The organism is Pseudofrankia asymbiotica (assembly GCF_001983105.1).
Taxonomy (GTDB): domain Bacteria; phylum Actinomycetota; class Actinomycetes; order Frankiales; family Frankiaceae; genus Pseudofrankia; species Pseudofrankia asymbiotica.
The window spans coordinates 215,766-230,021 of the sequence record NZ_MOMC01000014.1; the positions used below are offsets into that span (position 1 = coordinate 215,766).

The window sequence follows — 14,256 nt, forward strand, 5'->3', positions numbered from 1 at the left end:
CTCAGACCTCCAGCGCCGCGAGGCCGGGCAAGGACTTGCCCTCCAGGAACTCCAGGCTCGCGCCGCCACCGGTCGAGATGTGGCTGAACGACGCCTCGGGGATGCCCAGCGTGCGCACGGCGGCGGCGGAGTCGCCGCCGCCGACGACCGTGAAGCCGTCCCGCGCGGCGATGGCCTCGGCGACGCCCTTCGTGCCGGCGGCGAACGGCGCCAGCTCGAAGACGCCCATCGGCCCGTTCCAGAAGATCGTCTGTGCGCCCGAGAGCCTGCCGGCGAACAGCTCCGTCGACTCGGGGCCGATGTCGAGCCCCAGCCAGCCGTCGCGGATGCCGGTCACCGGCACCACCTCGGTGGCGGCGTCCGCGGCGAACCGGTCGGCGATGACGACGTCCCGCGGCAGCACGATCCGCTCGCCGCCCTCGGCGAGCAGGTTCTTGCAGGTGTCGATCATCTCGGTCTCGAGCAGCGACGCACCGACGCCGTGGCCCTGGGCCGCCAGGAACGTGAAGCACATGCCGCCGCCGATGAGCAGGGCGTCGACCTTCGGCAGCAGCGCCCGGATCACGTCCAGCTTGTCGGACACCTTCGACCCGCCCAGCACCACCAGGTACGGCCGCCCGGCGTCGCCGCCCGTCAGCCCCCGCAGTACGGACAACTCGGCGAGCACCAGCCCGCCGGCCGCGTGCGGCAGCCGCTTCGGCACGTCGGCGACACTCGCGTGGGCCCGGTGCACGGCGCCGAAGGCGTCGCCGACGTAGAACTCGGCGAGCGCGGCCAGCTCGTCGGCGAACGCGGCGCGCGTGGCGGCGTCCTTGCTGGTCTCCCCCGGGTTGAAGCGCAGGTTGTCCAGCAGGGCCACCTCGCCGTCCCCGAGCCCGGCGACGACCTCCGCGGCCGCCGAGCCCGCGATGTCGGCGGTGCCGTCTCCGGTGAAGGCGACCGGCCGGCCGAGCGCCTCGGCGAGCCGGGCCGCGACCGGGGCGAGCGAGTACTTCTCGTCGTACTCACCCTTGGGCCGGCCCAGGTGGGAGCAGACCACCACACGGGCGCCGCGCTCGGCGAGCGTCCTGATGGTGGGCACGCTGGCGAGCACCCGGCCGTCGTCGGTGATCCGCGGGGTGTCGCCGGACCGGTCAAGCGGCACGTTCAGGTCGCTGCGGACCAGCACCCGGTGCCCGGCGACCTGCAGGTCGTCGATCGTCCTCACGCTTCAGGTCTCCAGGGATGAGGAAGGAAGAAAGGGGAAGAGTTGGCGGCACAGACGACACCGCCCGGTGCCAGGGGCACCGGGCGGCACGTCACAGCGGATCTTCTACGTCGACTAGCCGAGGCGGGCCGCGACCAGGGCCGTCAGGTCGACGAGGCGGTTCGAGTAGCCCCACTCGTTGTCGTACCAGCCGACGACCTTCACGAAGGTGCCGGTCGACATGGTCAGCAGCGAGTCGAAGGTGCACGACGCCGGCGTGCCGACGATGTCCGACGACACGATCGGGTCCTCGGTGTAGACGAGGTAGCCCTTCAGCGGGCCGTCGGCCGCCGCCTGGTAGGCCGCGTTGATCTCGTCCTTGCTCGCGGGCCTCGCCAGGTTGACCACCAGGTCGGTGACCGAGCCGTCGAGCACCGGCACCCGCATCGAGATGCCGTCCAGCTTGCCCTTGAGCTTCGGCAGCGCCAGCGCCGTCGCCTTGGCCGCGCCGGTGGTGGTCGGGATGATGTTCTGCGCGGCGGCGCGGGCCCGGCGCAGGTCCTTGTGCGGGAAGTCCAGGATCACCTGGTCGTTCGTGTAGGCGTGGATCGTGGTCATCAGGCCGTTCTCGATGCCGAACGCCTCGTCGAGGACCTTCGCCAGCGGCGCCACGCAGTTCGTCGTGCAGCTCGCGTTCGACAGCACGTGGTGACTGGCCGGGTCGTAGGCGTCGTCGTTCACGCCCATGACGACGGTCAGGTCCTCGCCCTTGGCCGGGGCGGAGATGATGACCTTCTTCGCGCCCGCCTGGAGGTGCTTGGCGGCCGGCTCGCGGTCGGTGAACCGGCCGGTCGACTCGATGACGATGTCGACACCCAGCTCGCCCCAGGGCAGCGCCGCCGGGTCCCGCTCCGCGAGCACCTTGATCGTGTGGTCACCGACCTGGATACCGCCGTCGACGACGCTGACCGTCTCGGCCAGCGTGCCCAGGGTGGTGTCGTACTTCAGCAGGTGCGCAAGGGTCTTGCTGTCGGTGAGGTCGTTGACGGCGACAACCTCAAGCCCCGCCTGCTTGCTCGCCGCCAGCGCCCGCCAGAAGTTCCGGCCGATCCGACCGAAACCATTGACCCCTACTCGCGTAGCCACGTCCGCGGACTCCCAACCGTCGTACCGACGTCATGTTCCGTTACCGCTCCAGAGCCTAACGACTTTGCGCCGCCGGGTTCGGTATCCGAGGCCCATCGGGGGGCGGATCACCCCCAGGCAACCACCCACATCACGCATTCTCGAGCAACTCCGGCGACACGGGCTCCCCCGCCGATTCGCCCAATCACCGCGAGTCAGCACGTTCGGCCGTGCCTCGGGCCAGGGAGCGAATCGGCGGGCCCCTGCCAGGCCGCTGCCCACCGGAGGCCGGGCCGGGCTCGACGCCCGATGGGGCTAGGCGTTCTCGAGAAGCTCCGGCGAGACGCTGGCCTCCGTGTTGGGGATGCCGAGGACGCTCGCGCGCTTGTCGGCGAGGGCGAGGAGGCGGCGGATCCTGCCAGCGACGGCGTCCTTCGTCAGCGGCGGGTCGGCGAGCGCGCCGAGCTCCTCCAGTGACGCCTGGGCGTGCTGCAGCCGCAGCCGGCCGGCCGCCAGCAGGTGCTCAGGAGCGTCGTCGCCGAGGATGYGCATCGCGGCCTGCACCCGCGCGCCAGCGGCCACGGCCGCCCGGGCCGAACGGCGCAGGTTCGCGTCGTCGAAGTTCGCCAGCCGGTTGGCGGTCGCGCGGACCTCGCGGCGCATCCGCCGCTCCTCCCAGGCCAGCAGGCTGTCGTGCGCGCCGATCCTGGTCAGCAGCGCGCTGATCGCGTCGCCGTCGCGGATCACCACGCGGTCGACGCCGCGCACGTCCCGGCTCTTGGCCTGCACCCCGAGCCGGCGGGCCGCGCCGACAAGCGCCAGCGCCGCCTCCGGGCCGGGCGAGGTCACCTCCAGCGAGCAGGACCGTCCCGGCTCGGTGAGCGAGCCGTGCGCGAGGAACGCGCCCCGCCAGGCCGCCGCCGCGTCACAGGCCGAGCCGGTGACGACCTGTGGAGGCAGCCCGCGGACGGGGCGGCCGCGCTGGTCGAGCAGGCCGGTCGACCGGGCGAGCTGCTCGCCGTCGCGCTCGACCCGCACGATGTAGCGGACCGAGCGGCGCAGGCCGCCGGCCGCGAGCACCGCGATCGTCGACGGGAAGCTGAACACCTCGGCGATCTCCCGGCGCAGCCGGCGCGCGGTCGCCCCGGTGTCGAGCTCCGCCTCGACGACGATGCGGCCCCCGACGATGTGCAGGCCGCCGCCGAAACGCAGCAACGCCGCCATCTCGGCGCGCCGGCAGCAGGGCTTCGCTACTCGCAGCCGGCTGAGCTCGTCCTTCACGGTGGCCGTCATCGCCGCCACACCGATCACTCCTTGAGGTCGCGGGCCGTTGCCCGCGGGTCGGGAGGGCCAGGGGTTACCACCGGGTCGGCGACGGGACTCCCGCCGGATCGGCGACGGGGCCCTTGCTGGATCGGCCTCGCCGATCCGGCCCGTCGTCGATCCGGGAGGTCGTCGCCCCAGGAGGTCTGCTCACCGGCCAGGCCCGGCCCGCGGTGGGCCACTGGTGACTCCGCTGTCAGGGTCGCGCGTGCCGTCCGTGCTTCCGCCCCGGCCGGCGGGCCGGGGATGTCGCCGGCCACGGGGCCGGACGCCGCGAAGACGGCGTTGAAGGCGGCCGCGAGCAGCAGGGGATCGTGGACCCCCGCGGCGTCGGCCGAGCGGACCGGCGCGAGGTGCAGCCCGGCGCCGAGGTCGGCCGCCGCCGCCGCCAGCGCCGAGGGGTCGGCGACGGCCGCCGGATCGGCGAGCACCACGTCCACGGTGAGCCCCGGGGCGTGCTGGGCGAGCACGCGCAGATGCGCCTCGGGGGTGAAGCCCTCGGTCTCCCCCGCCTGCGCGACCAGGTTCAGCACGACCAGCCGGCGCGCCGCCGCACCGGTGATCACCTTGTGCATCTCGGGCACCAGCAGGTGCGGCAGCATGCTGGTGTAGAGCGAGCCGGGCCCCAGGACCAGCCAGTCCGCCTCCGCCACGGCGGCACAGGCCGGTGCGCAGACCCGCGGCTCCGCCGGCTCCACCCAGACCTCCCGGACCGAGCCCCGGGTGGTCGCCACGGCCACCTGGCCGCGCACCTGGTGGGTCGCCRCCGGGTCGTCCGGGTCGAGGCCCGCGACCTCTGCGACGATGTCGATCCCGTCCTCGGACAACGGCAGCACCCGGCCGCATGCCCCGAGCAGTTCGGCGGCCAGCTCGAGCGCCGCCACCGGCGAGCCGACATGCTCGGTGAGCGCGGCCAGCACCAGGTTGCCCAGCGCGTGCCCGGCCAGCGGCCCACCGCCGGCGAACCGGCGCTGGAACACGCCGGTCCAGGTCCGTGACCACTCGTCCGAGCCGGCGAGCGCCGCCAGCGCCATCCGCAGGTCGCCGGGCGGGAGCGCGCCGAGCTCATGGCGCAGCCGACCGGACGACCCGCCATCGTCACCGACCGTGACGACGGCCGTCACCCGATCGGTGATGCGGCGCAGCGCCGACAGCGACGCGGCGAGGCCGTGGCCGCCACCGAACGCGACGACGGCCGGCGCGCCGGGCGCCGGGAGCTGGGCCGCCCGAACCTGCGTCATGGGATCTCCGGCACGTCGTGGGAGTGATGGAGCACGGGCGTCACTCCCGGCCCAGGTCGCGGTGCACGATCTGGACGCCGACGCCGGTCGCGGCGAGCCGCGCGGCGAGCTCCTCGGCGACGGCGACGCTGCGGTGCCGCCCGCCGGTGCAGCCGACGGCGAGGGTCAGGTACCGCTTGCCCTCGCGCAGGTACCCCTCGCCGACGAGGCGCAGCAGCTCGGCGTACCGGTCGACGAACTCCTTGGCGCCCGGCTGGTCGAGGACATAGTCGCGCACCTGGGGGTCGCGGCCGGTGAACGGCCGCAGCGCCTCCACCCAGTGCGGGTTGGCCAGGAAGCGGCAGTCGGCGACCAGGTCCGCGTCCAGCGGCAGCCCATAGCGGTAGCCGAACGAGATGACCGTGGCGTTGAGCCGGTTGCCACCCGGCTGCCCGAACGCCGCGTCGATCTTCGAGCGCAGCTCGTGGACGTTGAGGTCGGTGGTGTCGAGCACCAGGTCGGCCTCGCCGCGCAGCTCGGCGAGCAGCGCCCGCTCCCGGCTGATGCCGTCGACGACCCGGCCGTCGCCCTGCAACGGGTGCGGGCGGCGGACGTGGTCGAACCGGCGGATCAGCGCGTCGTCGCTGGCCTCCAGGAACAGCACCCGCGGCCGGGTGCCGGCGGCGTCGAGCGCGTCCAGTGCCGCCCGCAGGTCGGCGAAGAACGCGCGCCCGCGCACGTCGACGACGACCGCGATCCGGCTCACGCCGCCGCCGGAGCGCCGGCCCAGCTCGGCCATCGTCGACAGCAGCGCCGGTGGCAGGTTGTCGACGACGAACCAGCCCAGGTCCTCCAGGCACTTGGCCGCGGTGCTGCGGCCGGCGCCGGACAGCCCGGTGATGATCGCGAGATCCAGCGGCCCGCTGGGTGCGGCGGTGGTCACGGCGTGGTCCCCCTTGTCACGGCGTGCTCTCCCTCTGTCGTCAAGCTCTCTGTGGTCAGGCCCTCTGTCGTTGCGTTCTCCGTCGTCGAGTTCTCCGTCGTCGAGTTCTCCGTCGTCGAGTTCTCCGTCGTCGAGTTCTCCGTCGTCGGGTTCTCCGTCGTCGGGTTCTCCGTCAGGACCTCGCCCGTGAGCGGGTCGACCGCCGGCGCGGGCGCGGCGGGCGCCCCGGGGGCGCTGCGCGCGAGCGCCGCGACGACGGCCGCGGCGGTGCGCGGGCCGATCCCGGGCACGCCGGCGATCTCCTCGACGCTCGCCGCGCGCAGCTTCGCGACCGAGCCGAACGTGCGCAGCAGCGCCTTGCGCCTGGTCTCGCCGAGTCCCGGCACGCCGTCCAGCAGCGACGCCGTCATCGACGTGGACCGCTTCTGCCGGTGGTAGGTGATCGCGAACCGGTGGGCCTCGTCCCGCACCCGCTGCAGCAGGTAGAGCCCCTCGCTGGTGCGCGGCAGGATGACCGGGTCCGGGTCGTCCGGCAGCCAGACCTCCTCCAGGCGCTTGGCGAGCCCACACAGGGCGACCCCGCCGGGCCCCGACTCGATCCCCAGGTCCGCCAGCGCCCGCGCCGCCGCCGCCACCTGCGGCGGCCCACCGTCGACGACGACCAGGTTCGGCGGGTAGGCGAACCTGCGGGGCCGTCCGTCCACCACCAGCGACTCCCCGGCGGGCGGCTCGCCCGTGCCCAGGGTTCCTGCCGTATCGGCTCCGCCGATCCGGGAGGTCAGCGCTCCCCCGCCGTCCTCGACCGCCAGGCCGCCAGGCTCGGCTGACCCGGCCGGCTCGGCCTCGCCTCGGGCGTCCTCCTCCGCGCCGGGCAGCTCGCCAGTACGCGACCTTTCCGCCAGGTACCGGCTGAACCGTCGGCCGACCGTCTCGTACATGCTCGCGACGTCGTCCTGACCGGCGACTCCCCGAATGGAGAAACGCCGGTACTCGGACTTACGGGGCAGCCCGTCCTCGAAGACGACCATGCTCGCCACGACGTTGGTGCCCTGGGTGTTCGAGATGTCGAAGCACTCGATCCGCAGCGGCGCGTCGGCGAGGCCGAGCGCCTCCTGCAGCTCGGCGAGGGCGCGGCTACGCGCCGTCAGGTCGCTCGCGCGCCGGGTGCGGTGCAGCATGAGCGCCTGTCTGGCGTTGCGCTCCACGGTCTCGAACAGCGTCCGCTTGTCGCCGCGGCGCGGGACGCGCACCTCGACCCGTCCGCCGCGGTACCGGCCGAGCAGCTCGGCCACCGCCTCGGCGTCGGTCGGCAGCTCCGGGACGAGGACCTCCCGCGGGATGTCGGCCCGCCCCTCGCCGCCACCCACCGGGGCGGCGTCGCCGACGTCCTTGTCCCCCAGGTACTCCTGGGTGAGGAACTGCTCGACGAGGTCGGGGGTGCCGACGTCCGCCAGCTTGTCGACGACCCAGCCGCGCTGGCCGCGGACCCTGCCGTCGCGCACGTAGAAGACCTGGACCGCCGCCTCCAGCTCGTCGTCGGCGAACGCGACGACGTCGGCGTCGGTTCCGTCGGGCAGCACGACGGCCTGCTTCTCCATCGCGCGGCGCAGCGCGCCGGCGTCGTCGCGCAGCCGCGCGGCCCGCTCGTAGTCCTGCGCGTCGGCGGCGTCCCGCATCTCCTTCTCCAGCCGGCGCAGGAACCTGCCGGTCTGGCCGCCCATGAAGTCGCAGAAGTCCTCGACGATCTGGCGGTGCTCGTCCGCGGTGACCCGGCCGACGCAGGGCGCGCTGCAGCGGTCGATATAGCCGAGCAGGCATGGCCGGCCGACCTGCCCGGCACGCTTGAAGACGCCGGCGGAGCAGGTGCGCGCGGGGAACACCCGCAGCAGCAGGTCCAGCGTCTCCCTGATGGCCCAGGCGTGCGCGTAGGGGCCGAAGTAGCGGACACCCTTGCGCTTCGGCCCGCGCATGACCTGGAGTCGCGGGAACTCCTCCTGCAGCGTCACAGCGAGACTCGGGTAGCTCTTGTCGTCGCGGTAGCGGACGTTGAACCGCGGGTCGTACTCCTTGATCCAGGTGTACTCCAGCGCGAGCGCCTCGACCTCGGTGGACACGATGGTCCACTCGACGGCGCTCGCGGTGGTGACCATCGTGCGGGTGCGGGGATGCAGCGCATAGACGTCGGTGAAGTAGTTGGCGAGCCGGGCGCGCAGGTTCTTGGCCTTGCCGACGTAGAGGACGCGGCCATGAGGATCCCGGAAGCGGTACACGCCCGGGGTCTCGGGGATCGAGCCCGGCGCGGGTCGGTAGGACGCCGGATCAGCCATAGGTCGAGCCTACGGCGACCCGGGTCACGGTCAGACAGCGCCTCCACGTAACTATTTCATCACGCAGAGCGTTGATACCCGCCTAGGGGTGCCCCACCAACCCGACCGTTCCGTGGCCTTACCGTGTCTCGCGCACGGCGGTCCGACCCCTCACAGCCCTGTGAAGTCCCTCGCGCGCCGAGTTCCTGAGGCTCACGTGCGTCGCGACGCCCGTCCGCCGCGCCGCCGTTTCCTGGCGCGGCGGACGGCGCGGCGCGCGCCCGGACGAGCGGCCACGACCCGCGAGAGCCAGGTCAGCACGGCGAACGGCGCGCCAGTGCCGGCAAACAGCTACAGGCATGTGGCTGCCGATCGCACTAGTCGGCGCCGTCGTCCCGCCCGGCAGGGCCACCCGCACGGCCCTGTTTCTTTACCGCCCTTTCCCCACCTGTCCAGGCGCGAGCGAGGCCCACCACGTATCGTGGACGTAGCGTGCTTGCACGAGTGCGCGCCGCCGCTGGGGGGTGGTGGCGCGAAGCATGACCGGCGTTGTCGCCGGGCGGATGGCGCTGTCGCCGCGAGGTTTATGGCAGTGGGGCCGGAAGGCACGCGGCGGTATCGCCATACCGCGCACGACGGCAAGGCCGCATCACCGCAAGGGTGCACGGCTGTAGGGGCGCATCCGCTGTCGGGGACCTCCCGCGAGAGCGCCACCAGGAAGACAGCACAGCGGCGATGACGCCGCGGGGCGCGGCTGCCTGTCGGCAAGCCGTCCGCACTCGGCTGGCACCTGGGACGCGACGCTGCGACCCTCAAATCAGCAACCGGGAAACCTGGCTGCTGGGAGAAAGCGTCGCCGTGGGCCTGGCAGGCGCCTCAAGGGAGGGACCCACCCGTGCAGGGTCTGGACGTCAGCACCGAGTTCGTCGTCGACGACGCGTCGACGAGCGGGCGGGTCACTGTCCTCGTGGTCACCTGGCGTGCCTGCGACCCGCTGGCCGTCGGCATCGCTCTGGTCTCCCGACCTGACCACCCGGCGCTGCCACAGGGCAACTGGGTAGCCCCACGGGACGCGCTGCGCACCGGGCTGGAGAAGCCCACCGGTGACGGCGACGTGCGCTTCACCCCCGACACGCACCGCGCCGAGGTACAGCTGGAGCTCACCGACGGCGCCTCGCACTCGACCGTCGTCCTCGGCGCCGAACCGCTGCGCGACTTCCTGGAGCGCACCGAGCGGGTCGTCCCCGCCGGGCAGGAGCACCCCGAGCGCGAGCTCGACGCCGTCCTCGAAGAGCTTCTCCGCGCCTGACCGGCCATCGTCAGTGACGACCACGGACGGCCCGGCGGCGGACGAGGACCGGCGCCCCACCTCACGGTCGCGGTCGAGCCGCGGCCCGTCACGGCTGACCTGCCTCGGGCCGACGGCTCAGCCGGCGTTCGACGCGGTGACGAGCGCCTCGGTGGTCGCGGTGGCCGATGACGGACGGCTGGTGCTCGCGGACCTCGCGCGCGGGCTCGACCTGCCCGGTGGCCACGTCCAGTGGCGCGACACGTCGCCTGAGGAGACAGCCCGCCGCGAGACCCTCGAGGAGATCAGGGCCGAACTGGGCAGCCTGACGCCGGTCGAGGTCATCGAGTCGGACCACTTCGGCCCGGACGACCTGACCTATATGATCATCTACGTCGCCCGGATCCGCCGTCTGCTCCCCTGGGCGGACGGCCACGAGTCAGCGGGCCGGGTCATCCTGTCGCCCACCGAGTTCCTGGCCGCCTACCGCGGCACGCGCCCCGGCCTGATGCGCCACCTCGTCTCCTCCGCCCTCACCGCGCTGACCGCCGGTCAGCGGGCCCCTGAGGGGGCATCGGAGCCGGGCTAGTCGACGCCGGCGGCGGTCATGCCGCGGAGCTCCTTCTTGAGCTCGGAGATCTCGTCGCGCAGCCGGGCGGCGAGCTCGAACTGGAGCTCCTTGGCGGCCTCGTGCATCTGGTCGTCGAGCTGGCGGATGAGGTTCGCAAGGTCATGGCGCGGCATGCCGGCGAGCTCGGCGGCGTACTTGCCGACGGCGTCCTGCTTGCCGCCGCGGGACTTCATCCCGGGCACCGGCGCCTTGCCTCGAGACTGCGCCCGGCCGCCGCCGTACAGCTCCCCGTCGGCGTTCTCCCGGACCATGTCGTCGAGGATGTCCATGACCTTCTTCCGCAGCGGCTGCGGGTCGATGCCGTTCTTCTCGTTGTAGGCGGTCTGCAGGGCGCGGCGGCGGTTCGTCTCCTCGATCGCGGTCCGCATCGAGGGGGTGATCTTGTCGGCGTACATGTGCACCTGGCCGGCGACGTTGCGGGCCGCGCGGCCGATCGTCTGGATCAGTGACCGCTCAGAGCRCAGGAAGCCCTCCTTGTCGGCGTCCAGGATCGACACCAGCGACACCTCGGGCAGGTCGAGGCCCTCGCGCAGCAGGTTGATGCCGACCAGCACGTCGTACTCGCCGCGGCGCAGCTCGGTCAGCAGCTCGACCCGGCGCAGCGTGTCCACCTCGCTGTGCAGGTAACGCACCCGGATGCCGAGCTCCAGCAGGTAGTCGGTGAGGTCCTCGGACATCTTCTTGGTGAGCGTGGTGACGAGGATCCGCTCGTCACGCTCCGCCCGCTGCCGGATCTCGTGGACGAGGTCGTCGATCTGGCCCTTCGTCGGCTTGAGGACGATCTCCGGGTCGATCAGCCCGGTCGGCCGGATGATCTGCTCGACGACGCCGTCCGCGCATCCCAGCTCGTACGGGCCGGGTGTCGCCGACAGGTAGACGGTCTGGCCGATGCGCTGCAGGAACTCCTCCCAGCGCAGCGGCCGGTTGTCCATCGCCGACGGCAGCCGGAAACCGTGGTCGACCAGGTTGCGCTTCCGGGACATGTCGCCCTCGTACATGCCGCCGATCTGCGGCACCGTGTTGTGCGACTCGTCGATGACCAGCAGGAAGTCGTCGGGGAAGTAGTCGAGCAGCGTGTGCGGCGCGGTGCCGGCGGCGCGCCCGTCGATGTGGCGCGAGTAGTTCTCGATGCCGGAGCAGAACCCGACCTGGCGCATCATCTCGATGTCGTAGGTGGTCCGCATGCGCAGCCGCTGCGCCTCCAGCAGCTTGCCCTGCCCCTCCAGCGTCTCCAGCCGGGCGGCCAGCTCCTCCTCGATGCCGGCGATCGCCCGTTCCATCCGCTCGGGACCCGCGACGTAGTGGGTCGCCGGGAAGACGTGCAGCTGCTGCACCTCCCGGACGATCTCGCCGGTCAGCGGGTGCAGGTAGGAGAGCCGTTCGATCTCGTCGCCGAACAGTTCGATGCGGACCGCCAGTTCCTCGTACACGGGGAACACCTCGACCGTGTCACCGCGGACCCGGAACGTGCCCCGGGTGAACGCCAGGTCGTTGCGGGCGTACTGGACGTCGACCAGCCGGCGCAGCAGGATGTCGCGGTCGATCTCCTCACCGACGGAGAGCCGGACCATCCGATCGATGTACTCCTGCGGGGTGCCAAGGCCGTAGATGCAGCTCACGGAGGCGACGACGATCGTGTCGCGGCGGGTGAGCAGGCTCATCGTCGCCGAGTGGCGCAGCCGCTCGACCTCCTCGTTGATCGAGGAGTCCTTCTCGATGTAGGTGTCGGTCTGGGCGATGTACGCCTCAGGCTGGTAGTAGTCGTAGTACGAGACGAAGTACTCGACCGCGTTGTTGGGCAGCAGCTCGCGGAACTCGTTGGCCAGCTGGGCCGCGAGCGTCTTGTTCGGCGCCATCACCAATGTCGGGCGCTGCAKCTCCTCGATGAGCCACGCCGTCGTCGCGGACTTGCCCGTGCCGGTCGCGCCGAGCAGGACGACGTTCTTCTCGTCGGCTCTGATGCGCCGCGCCAGCTCCTTGATCGCCGCCGGCTGGTCGCCGGACGGCTGGTAGTCGGAKACGACCGTGAAGGGCGCGCTGGAGCGCTCCACGCTCAGGGTCGGGCGTTCGAACGTCGTGCTCATGTCCTTCAGAACACCACAAGGCTCCGACAAGTTTCCGAACCACCGGCCGGAACCGTTGTAGGACCACATGATCCCGGCACTGGAAGCGAGATCGCCGGTTCGGGCGGGAGAGCGAGGGGCACGACAGACGTTGAGGGAGCGTAGGGCAACAGCGCAGGGCAAATCTGCGCGGRCAACCTCGAGAGGAGCCGCAGGCGCAATGACCACCCATGACACGGGCCGGGGCGGGCGGCTGCCCCGGATCACCGTGCGTCCGGGGCTGGCCGTCTCGGTCGCGGTCGTCACCGCGCTGCTCGGCTGGCTGACGCTGCCGGTCACCGTCCCGAACCGGACGGGATCCTCGTACTTCAGCGCCGGCCTGCTGGGCGCCCTCCTGCTGCTGGCGATCCTGGTCGCCGCTGACCTGCTGCGGTCCGTCGCGGCCCGGCGGGCCGGGCTCGACGTCCACGCGATCGTGCTGGGCGCTTTCGGCAGCCGGCTCGTGCTCGGCCGGCCGACGGCGCCGGGCGGCTGGCAGCGGCCCGGTGACGAGATCGTCTGGGGAGTCCCCGCGGAGCCATACCCAGCGGAGCCCACGAACGGCGCGCAGTGGCCGGGTACACCGACCGAGCCTCGCGAGGCGGCCGGCGGGAGCCAGCCCTGGTCGGGCGGGCTCGACCCGAGGGCGGACGCGGCCATCGCCCGCGCTGGCCTGCTGACGACGGGCCTGCTCGGCGCGGTCCTCGTGACGCTCGGCGCGCTCGCGCCCGGGGGAACGCTCGCCCTCGCCGCGCAGGTCGCGCTGTGGGTGGGGACCTTCACCCTGCTCATCACCCTGGTCGATCTGCTGCCGTCGCCCCGCACCCCGGGCGGGCGGATCCTGGCCGCGTCCGTGCTGCGCCGCACTGGCGACCCCCGCCGGGCCGAGGCGGTGGTCGCGCGGACCGGCGTCGTCATCGGGTGGGCGATGATCGCCGCGGGCGTCGCCGCCTGCTTCCTCGTCGGGCTGATCGGGCTGTGGGCGGTGCTGCTGGGCTGGATGGCGCTGGGCACCTCCCGGCTGGCGCAGGCACGCCAGCGCGCCGGCAGCGCGCTCGAGGGCGTGTTCGTCCGCGATGTCATGCTCCCGCCGCCGCCCCGGCTGCCGTCCTGGCAGACAGTGGACGAGGCGCTGCGCTCCGTCGCGGCGCCGGGGAGCACGGTATCCGGTGTTTTCACCGTGCATGACTTCGACGAGTCGCTGGCCGGAGTCGCGCTGGCACGCGCCCTGGCCGCCGTGCCGCTCGACGACCGCGGCCTCGCGAGGGTGAGCCGGGTGACGATCCCCCTGTCCGCGGTCCCCACTGCGCGTCCCGACGAACCGCTGACGATCGTCGCCCCCCGGCTCGCCAGCCGGCCCGCCGCCGGCTACGTCCTGGTCCTCGACGAGGAGCGGCCCGATGAGCGGGGTCGTCCCCGGGTGGTCGGGCTGGTCGGGCCGGCGGAGATCCGCCGCGCGATCGAGACGTCCCCGCTACGCGGCCGCGCCGTGATCCCCTCCAGCTTCAGCCGTCCCAACCACCACCCGGGCCGTTAGGGCCGTGAGCGATCGGCCTCGGGGCGGCGTGAGCGGTCAGGCCCGGGGCTGGGGGCGGGGTAGACGGAGAAGGCCACGCGGGGCTGGATCGGCGTGGTGGTGAGCTCGGCGCGCTCGATACGGTCCCAGCGGAACCAGCGCGGCGCGTTCTTGTCCAGGCACCACGTCATCAGGTACCAGTTGCCGCGGGCATAGGCGAAGGCGTGCGGCTCGATCCGCCGGTGGCTCGGCCTCCCGGCCGCGTCGACGTAGTCGATGCTGACGGCGACCCCGTCGCGCATGGCGTCCTCGATGACCGGGGTGGCCGGCGTGCGGGGCAGTCCGTCGGGCCGGTTCCACGTCCGGGAGGCGAGTTCCGTGACCTTGTCGTGGCCCGCGGGGCCGAGCGCGGTGAGCACCTTGTGCAGGGCCTCCTGGGCGGCGTCGCTCGCCGGGCCCTGTGGCAGCGCGACCAGCGCCACGGCGACGGCGGCGGCCTCGTCCTCGGTGAGTGCCACCGCGAGCGGCCCGGTGCCAGCCGCCGACGGCGCGGGCACAGGCGTCCGTCGCTCCTTCGGCTTCTCCTTGCTCACCCCGTCAGCCTGCCACGCTCGCG

At 72.8% G+C, this 14,256-nt stretch carries 11 protein-coding genes; 3 read left to right on the top strand and 8 right to left on the bottom strand.

Annotation, left to right across the window (positions count from 1 at the left end):
- Window position 1: 1 nt before the first annotated feature.
- From BL253_RS07710 to uvrC, 6 genes are all read right to left on the bottom strand, one after another.
- Window positions 2-1,207, bottom strand: a complete 1,206-nt coding sequence (locus tag BL253_RS07710; RefSeq protein WP_076814854.1) for a phosphoglycerate kinase — start codon at window positions 1,205-1,207, stop codon at window positions 2-4.
- A gap of 114 nt (window positions 1,208-1,321) precedes the next feature.
- Entirely contained in the window at window positions 1,322-2,332 is a 1,011-nt protein-coding gene (gene gap / locus BL253_RS07715) for a type I glyceraldehyde-3-phosphate dehydrogenase (RefSeq protein ID WP_076814856.1), read from the bottom strand.
- 294 nt (window positions 2,333-2,626) lie between these two features.
- Window positions 2,627-3,613 (bottom strand): DNA-binding protein WhiA, encoded by a 987-nt coding sequence (whiA, locus tag BL253_RS07720; RefSeq protein WP_076814858.1) that lies wholly within the window; start codon window positions 3,611-3,613, stop codon window positions 2,627-2,629.
- A gap of 5 nt (window positions 3,614-3,618) precedes the next feature.
- Window positions 3,619-4,875 (bottom strand): gluconeogenesis factor YvcK family protein, encoded by a 1,257-nt coding sequence (locus BL253_RS07725; RefSeq protein ID WP_076814859.1) that lies wholly within the window; start codon window positions 4,873-4,875, stop codon window positions 3,619-3,621.
- Between the two features lie 40 nt (window positions 4,876-4,915).
- Window positions 4,916-5,797 carry an RNase adapter RapZ gene (gene rapZ, locus BL253_RS07730; protein ID WP_076814861.1) on the bottom strand — a complete coding sequence of 294 codons (882 nt, stop codon included), beginning with the start codon at window positions 5,795-5,797 and terminating at the stop codon, window positions 4,916-4,918.
- Window positions 5,794-8,124: an excinuclease ABC subunit UvrC gene (gene uvrC / locus BL253_RS07735; RefSeq protein ID WP_241834603.1), complete on the bottom strand. Its 2,331-nt coding sequence runs from the start codon at window positions 8,122-8,124 to the stop codon at window positions 5,794-5,796. The genes rapZ and uvrC overlap by 4 nt, the downstream gene beginning before the upstream one ends.
- Window positions 8,125-8,998: 874 nt before the next feature.
- Here uvrC and BL253_RS07740 point away from each other — a divergent pair.
- Together BL253_RS07740 and BL253_RS07745 are read left to right on the top strand one after the other, a co-directional pair.
- A complete protein-coding gene (locus tag BL253_RS07740) occupies window positions 8,999-9,412 on the top strand; it encodes an SsgA family sporulation/cell division regulator (protein ID WP_076814863.1) in 414 nt (137 codons plus the stop codon).
- 13 nt (window positions 9,413-9,425) lie between these two features.
- The gene (locus BL253_RS07745; RefSeq protein ID WP_076814865.1) at window positions 9,426-9,980 is read left to right on the top strand and encodes an NUDIX hydrolase; all 555 of its coding nucleotides are present in this window, start codon (window positions 9,426-9,428) and stop codon (window positions 9,978-9,980) included.
- On the opposite strand, the gene uvrB is transcribed toward BL253_RS07745, so the two are convergent.
- On the bottom strand, window positions 9,977-12,106 hold the full coding sequence (uvrB, locus tag BL253_RS07750; RefSeq protein WP_076814867.1) for an excinuclease ABC subunit UvrB: 2,130 nt from the start codon (window positions 12,104-12,106) through the stop codon (window positions 9,977-9,979). The two genes, BL253_RS07745 and uvrB, sit on opposite strands and share 4 nt — an antisense overlap.
- Before the next feature lie 199 nt (window positions 12,107-12,305).
- On the opposite strand from uvrB, the gene BL253_RS07755 reads away from it, so the two are divergent.
- Window positions 12,306-13,661 (top strand): zinc metalloprotease, encoded by a 1,356-nt coding sequence (locus BL253_RS07755; RefSeq protein WP_076814870.1) that lies wholly within the window; start codon window positions 12,306-12,308, stop codon window positions 13,659-13,661.
- On the opposite strand, the gene BL253_RS07760 is transcribed toward BL253_RS07755, so the two are convergent.
- Complete coding sequence (locus BL253_RS07760) at window positions 13,658-14,233, bottom strand: helix-turn-helix transcriptional regulator (RefSeq protein WP_241834604.1); 576 nt, start codon at window positions 14,231-14,233, stop codon at window positions 13,658-13,660. The genes BL253_RS07755 and BL253_RS07760 overlap by 4 nt on opposite strands.
- Between the last annotated feature and the right edge of the window lie 23 nt (window positions 14,234-14,256).

What these genes read in the sequence shown, in the direction of transcription:
- uvrC (WP_241834603.1), bottom strand. Translation starts at nt 8,124, where the DNA reads ATGGCTGATCCGGCGTCCTACCGACCCGCGCCGGGCTCGATCCCCGAG.
- BL253_RS07755 (WP_076814870.1), top strand. Translation starts at nt 12,306, where the DNA reads ATGACCACCCATGACACGGGCCGGGGCGGGCGGCTGCCCCGGATCACC.